The sequence below is a fragment of the Carboxylicivirga sp. genome (assembly GCF_982718395.1).
Genome location: NZ_CEXQWX010000231.1, coordinates 1 through 7,227, shown reverse-complemented (window position 1 = coordinate 7,227; position 7,227 = coordinate 1). Strand labels below are relative to the sequence as shown.

Below are 7,227 nucleotides of genomic sequence, written 5' to 3'. Positions count from 1 at the left end.
TACATTTCATAATTAATTAAAGCTATTTGAAATCAGTCAGGAAAATTACGAAGTAGCTTAACCAGTTAAGGTGATTCTTTTGCTAAGTATGCAGTTATTTGTATATAAATGATTAATCTCCTAAATTAAGCTCCAAATGTAGCTAGGATATCTTTCATTAATTAATAGTGCAAATTAATTGGTTTAATATTCAATGATTTAGCCAAAAACTGTATTTTCAGATGCACTTCTGCAAGATATTTGTAATGCTGTCACGTTTAAATCTTTAGAAATAGCATTTGTTATATGATGTATTCATCAACCTCTTTTATACAAACCTTCCAGAAAGTCATTATTCCTATACTGTTATTGGTTTATATGACGAATGTTAAAGCTGGCAGAATCAATGTTGTTTCCTTCTCAAAGTACGAGTACAATGCATTTAATAAAAACTGGTCGGTAGATTTTGACAGGAATGGAAATGCCTATTTTGCCAATGACGAAGGACTTCTGACATTTGATGGAGCCAACTGGAAATTATATAAATTACCGAATTATGGCATTGTGCGTTCGGTGTATGTTTCAGATAATGATCTTATTTATGTTGGTTCCTATGAAGAATTCGGGTACTTCGAAAAAGATAACTATGGACAACTTCATTACTACTCATTAAAAGATAAGGTTACAGATTTTACCTTTCATAACAATGAAATCTGGCAGATATATGAAAACGAACAAAGTGAGATTATTTTCCAATCTTTCGATGCCATTTTTATATATGGTAAGAATGGTATCAGGATTGTCCCAACAGATGATCCAATTCTATTTTTACTTGAAGCAAGAGGAAGATACTTTGCAAAAACTTTTTATACAGATTTTCTCGAATTTAAAAATGATTCTTTTACCACCATACCACAGAATATCCTAAAAGACAATGTTCCTTTAAGAACAGTGTTGCCTTTCAAGAAAGATGAATTCCTGTTAGGTTCAAGAAATGGATTAATCATATGGGATAATCATTCGTTTAAGAATTGGGATTCACCTATCCAGCAGGAGATATACAACAAGGATATCAATGTTGGTCTAGTGCATGGGGAGAATTACATAATTGGTACGCTTAAGGGCGGTATTTATATATTTGATGAACAAGGTAATGTTATTCATCACCTCAATACAGATAATTATCTAAATACCAATACGATTTATGATTTAAGGTTTGACAGTAAACAAAGGTTGTGGTATACAAGTAATAAAGGAGTTGGGTATATCGATTTTAATTTTCCATTTACATTTATTGCTGATGATCGAATAAGTATAGGTATGGTGCATTCTGCAAAGGTCCATAACAATATCTTATACCTGGCTACCAATCAAGGGGTGTACTATCATCCGTATAATGCAGATGAATTGGATCGCCTCGAGATATCAGATTTTAAACTGATTGAAGGGTCCATAGGTCAGTCATGGCAATTAGCTGTTTATGACGATCAGCTTCTCTGTGGCCACAATCATGGTACATTTATAATTGAAAATGATCAATTTATTAAGATATCAGAAAAGAATGCGGCTTATTCATTCAGGTTGCTAAATGTTGATGATGAAAGCAAACTAGTCTTATGTACTCACAATAATTTGCTACTCCTAAAAAAAGATCAGAACCAGAAATGGATATTCGACAAAATATTGCGTGGTTTTAATTTAGGAATTAAAAATATTGAGGTAGATCACAATAATTTTATTTGGGGAAGCCATTTTATTCAGAAGAGTATTATGAAGCTTAGGATAGATCCTAATGATTCTAATAGATTACTATACGATGTGTATGGGACTAATAAAGGATTACCTTCAAATTATGGTAATGATGTATTTAAGATATTTAACAATGTGGTTTTCTCAACACAGAAAGGATTTTATGCATACGATAGCCTTAATGATACTATTATACCGTATACAAAGCTAAATACTGAATTACAGGATTTTGCCAATTCCAGTCATTTATTTAAAGGGCCGGACAAAAGTTTCTGGTTCATTAATGGTTCCAGGATTGGGTATTTTAAGATGCAATCCGGTGTATTAAAAAAGGAATTCCAGTATGATTTTAATGAATCGGGTACAGGCTTGGTGGAGAAATTTGAAAATATTATCCCAATTGATGAGAGTATGACAATTATCTGCCTCGAAAATGGGATTGCAGTTTATAACCCCAAAGAAGATTTAATCAGAAACAGTTTTACGTATCCTATTAACCTTAGTGAAATTGAGATAATTAATAGAAAAGATGAGCTAAGGCTGTTGGATACTGAAACAGATAAAACCGAACTAAGGTACCCGGTAAAGCGGATTGAATTCAGTTTTTCTTCGATGTCTGCTCCTGGGAGAAATGCGCGTTATCAATATAAAATGGAGGGTGTTGATAAGGATTGGAGCAAGTTGTCTTCCAGTACAAGCACTGTGTACCAAAAATTACCCTATGGTGATTATACCTTCCGCATTAAAGGCATTGATGGTTTTGGTAACGAATTACCAACAAGAGACTTTAGTTTTAAAATATTGCCTCCTTGGTACCAGACCAAGACTTCAATATCAATTTTTATACTGTGCCTGGTACTTTTCTTTTTATCACTTCCATTCGGTATTAAGAGATATATTAAAGCGCATAAAAGAAAGCTGGATCATGAGCAAGTAAGAATTATAGAAGAAAAAGAAAAAGAACAACGTTATCAGGCTGAACAGATCATCTTACAAAATAAGCTGGAGCATCAAAGTAGTCAGCTTGCTTCCTCAACTATGGCCATCATTAATAAAAACGAAGCTTTAACTGAGATAAAAGAGGAAGTAGAAAAAAAGAAAAAGAAAATTGCAGGCCGTTTACCTGATAACTTTCTTGAACCAATAATCAACCTGATTAATAAGAATATTGAACATCAAAGTGACTGGGAAACATTTCAAACACATTTTGATAATGCCCATTCCGATTTTTTTATACGGCTAAAAGAGCAACATCCTAATTTAACTCCAAAAGATCTTCGTTTGTGTGCATATTTAAGAATGAATCTTTCTTCAAAAGAAATTGCACCATTATTAAATATCAGTATTCGAAGTGTTGAGGTGCATCGTTATCGTATCAGAAAAAAGCTGGAACTAAACCCACACGATAACCTGACTGAAATGATGCTAAACTTCTAGTGAGAATATAAAGTGTAATTCTGTGTAAGGATGATGTTTGTAATTCGCAAGCTTACAGTGGGTTATGGTGGTTGTTTGGTTGATGTTGAGGTGTGCATATTTCAAGTATAGGCGACTTGTTTTTATTCATATGCCCATACACCTACATTAGTCAACCTTATTAGTAACCATTGTAAATTTAAAGCTTTATGAAATTAAATCTTCTCTTAAGGTGTATTATTGTGTCGCTGGTTGTTTTTACCTCAGACATGATGGATGCACAAAATGTTGACCCAACAAGGCCTAATATTGTATTAATATTAGCTGATGATATGGGGTATGGTGATGTTGGCTATTTAGGAGCTACAGATGTAAGAACACCCAATATTGATGCTTTAGCCGGTGAAGGAATTGTGTTTACACAAGCTTATGTATCAGCATCAGTATGTGGTCCATCAAGAGCAGGTCTTTTAACTGGTGTTTACCAGCAAAGGTTTGGAAGTTCGTTGAATGAACCGGAAAAAACATGGTATGAAGGTACTGACATGGACAATGGTCTTTCATTAGAGCAACCCATGGTTTCAGAACTACTTGAATCTTATAATTATACCTCTAAAGCCATAGGTAAGTGGCATATGGGATTAGATGAAGCCTATCGTCCGAACCAACGAGGATACGATGAATTTTATGGTTTCCTGAATGGGGCACATGATTACTACGAAGCAGATATGGATTTTGGTGCCACCTTTAACAAATGGCCAATTTTCAGGGACAATACCCCTGAGGCTTTTTCCGGGTATGCAACAGATGTTTTTAGTGATGAAGCTGTGACTTTTATTCAGAATAATGCAGCCAACCCATTTTTTGTATACTTATCTTATAATGCTGTTCATTCTCCATGGCAGGTTCCACAAGAATATATAGATAGAGTGTCACACATCGAAGAGGAAGAAAGAAAACTTTTCGCAGGAATGGTATTAGCTGTTGATGACGGTGTTGGAAGAGTCGTACAAGAACTTAAAGATCAGGGAGTTTATGACAATACTCTATTTTTCTTTATTAGTGATAATGGTTCTCCTTCAAGTGAAGCCGGAAGAATGTCGAGAACCGGTGGCTACAGAGGATGGAAAGGTGATCCATATGAAGGAGGTATCAGAGTTCCATACATCATCAATTGGCCAAATAAGTTGACTGGTGGGACCAGTTACAATAAACCAGTGAGTACATTGGATGTAGTACCTACAATTTTAAATCACTTGGGACAAAGCTCAAACAATGCCCGTTTCGATTTTGATGGTAAAGATTTGGTTCCATACCTGGATGGAACAATAGGAGCAGAAGAATCTGTACACGAAGCTTTATATTTCAGAAGACAGAATGACTATGCTATACGTAAAGGTGACTGGAAGCTTGTTAACAATGATGGTGATGCCAATAAACCAATGTTGTTTGACATGGTTAACGATGAATTTGAAACAACAGATTTGTACGATCAGTATCCTGAAATTGCAAAAGGTTTGCAGAATGATTTTGATAATTGGGATAGAAACTTAACAGACAATAAATGGTGGGGTGGTCCTGGAAACAGAGATTATCAATACAAAATGATTGAGCATTTTGATGGTACATTTGAGGACTATGAATTTGTAGGAACTGAGGCAGATGTAACTTGTACCGAAGTAGCTAATCCTCTGGCCGCAGGTATTAATACCAGTGCAAACGTATTACAAATCCACAGTGCTTCTACTAATACTGCAAGCACAGCTACTGCAAAGGCAAAAATCAATAAATTTACAAATCACCCACACTTTGCACACGTGAAGTTTTACAGTAATGCACTAACTACTGTATCATTTCAAATAATAAGTGGTTCAAATACATATACATACCCTGCTACCAATGCATTCTCAAAAACCAATGAGTGGGAAGATATTGTATTTGATTGCAGTAGCTTTGCCGGATCTATTGATTCTGTTGCCGTTCAGGTTGAATATAGTGCTGCGCTAGGCGATTACGATATTTATGTTGATGATATTCAATTTACTATTGATCCAAATCCAATAGCAGCAAGTGCTGTTTTTACTGAAACAACACCATTTGGGTTAAAATCTTCTGACATTGAAGATACACAGTTTACCTTAAGCTGGTATGGACTGGAAGGTGCTACTACCTATCACATTATCATGAATGGTAGTGAATTAAAAACTGCAACAGATACTTTTTCCGTCATTGATGGATTAGATTCTAAGAGCATTAACCAATTTTCAATCATTGGAGAAAATGCTTCTGCTGAAATGTCATTAGAGAGTAACACTTTAGAGGTTGCTATGCCTAATGCACCGTTAGTTTTTGACGATTTTGAATCAGGTGGTACTATGTTTGGAGATTTTGCAGGAGCAACTACATCTGTGGTAACCAATCCTCTAAAGTCAGGAATAAATACCAGTGACAATGTTTTGCAGATTGATCTACCTGGAGATGCATCCAGACAGGATTGGGCAGGAACAGTAGCTGCCGATTTCTCATCTATAAGTACCGGATATCGTTACCTGCACATTAAAATGTTAAAGACAGTTGTATCACCAATATTTGCCAAGTCATCAGGAAGTGGTAGTGGTACCGGATCAGATATTGAAAGCCTTAATCCGCAAGCATTAACAAATGAATGGGAAGATATGGTTTTTGATATGGCTGACAGTGAAAAAGTGATCACTGCATTAAACATTCAGGTTGACAGAACTTCTGCCAGGGTGGCACACACTGTATATATTGATGATATCTTCATGAATAACAATCCTAACTCACTTAATGCAACTTTATTTACAGAGTTAAAACCTTACGGACTAAAGCTGACAGAACAGACAGATACTGAATTAAGTTTAGAATGGTCTGAGATGGAAGATGCTACTTCGTATGTTGTGTATGTAAATGATGTTGAATATACAACAACTACTTCCACAAATGTTACTGTGAATGTAAATTCTGACGAAAAGTATAGTATTTACATTGTTGCTAAAAATGCATCTGACGAATCATCTTTAAACAGTCAGGAAGTGACTGTTTATATGCCTAATTACAATTACATTATGGAAGATTTTGAAGACGCCACAACTGTGTTTAAAAACTTTGCCGGTTCTACTGCAACTGTAGTTGATAACCCATTAATGGAAGGAATTAATACAAGTAGCAAAGTAATGAAAGTTGATTTACCTGCAACCGGTCGTAAAGATTGGGCAGGTATAGTAGGATCGGGAGGTGCAACCAGTCTTCCTGCCTTCACAGGTAATTTACGTTACATACACGTTAAACTACTAAAAACAGTTATTTCACCTGTTCAATGTAAACCCAATGGCTCAGGTTCAGGAGTTGGATCAGACCTTGTTCCTATGCAGGCACAGGCCCTTACAGGTGAGTGGGAAGACTTGGTATTTGATATAACCGATGGAGATAAAACCATTACTGCTTTAAACATTCAGGTTGACAGAACAAGCACTTACGCTGCACATACTGTTTACGTTGATGATATAATCATTAATAACAATCCGGATCCTATTGTAGATCTACCAACATCCATAGATACTAATCTTTCCGGCAAGTCCGTTGAAAAGAAACTGTATCCAAACCCGGCAGGTGATTATTTTTATGTTGCGGATGTAGAAACTATTGATGATGAAGTAGAAATCTTTAACCTTTCTGGAGTTAAGGTTTTAGGTAGCTTAATTAATAATGGAAACGGATATGTAAATATTTCCTCTTTACCAGCAGGTACATACATTGTCAGGTTCAGATCAAACAATGTAATATGCACAAAGAAGTTAATTAAAAGCAATAACTAATACGGCGTTCAAATCAAATACCCATAATAAAGTTTGAAATATTGACTTGGCTTTTATGGCTTATGGACTTCATAAATTATGGGTAGTTATTAATAACGTTAATAATTGATCATTTAATAGACATTAAGATACAGTTAGTATCTTAATGTCTTAATATTTTACCCTTAAAAATATAAGATGAATAAAATATTAATATTTGCGGCCCTTTTATTGTTACTAGTAAGTAATAGTTGTAAAAATCCCAATA

General features: G+C 35.0%; 2 protein-coding genes. Both read left to right on the top strand.

What is annotated here, in order from left to right:
- Positions 1-285: 285 nt before the first annotated feature.
- Positions 286-3,165 (top strand): helix-turn-helix and ligand-binding sensor domain-containing protein, encoded by a 2,880-nt coding sequence (locus AC4MRQ_RS23970; RefSeq protein WP_491200260.1) that lies wholly within the window; start codon positions 286-288, stop codon positions 3,163-3,165.
- 188 nt (positions 3,166-3,353) lie between these two features.
- Positions 3,354-6,980 carry a sulfatase-like hydrolase/transferase gene (locus AC4MRQ_RS23965; protein WP_491200259.1) on the top strand — a complete coding sequence of 1,209 codons (3,627 nt, stop codon included), beginning with the start codon at positions 3,354-3,356 and terminating at the stop codon, positions 6,978-6,980.
- Positions 6,981-7,227: the final 247 nt, after the last annotated feature.

Excerpts from the sequence above, each read along its gene's own strand:
- AC4MRQ_RS23970 (WP_491200260.1), top strand. The coding sequence starts at position 286 with ATGATGTATTCATCAACCTCTTTTATACAAACCTTCCAGAAAGTCATT.
- AC4MRQ_RS23965 (WP_491200259.1), top strand. The coding sequence starts at position 3,354 with ATGAAATTAAATCTTCTCTTAAGGTGTATTATTGTGTCGCTGGTTGTT.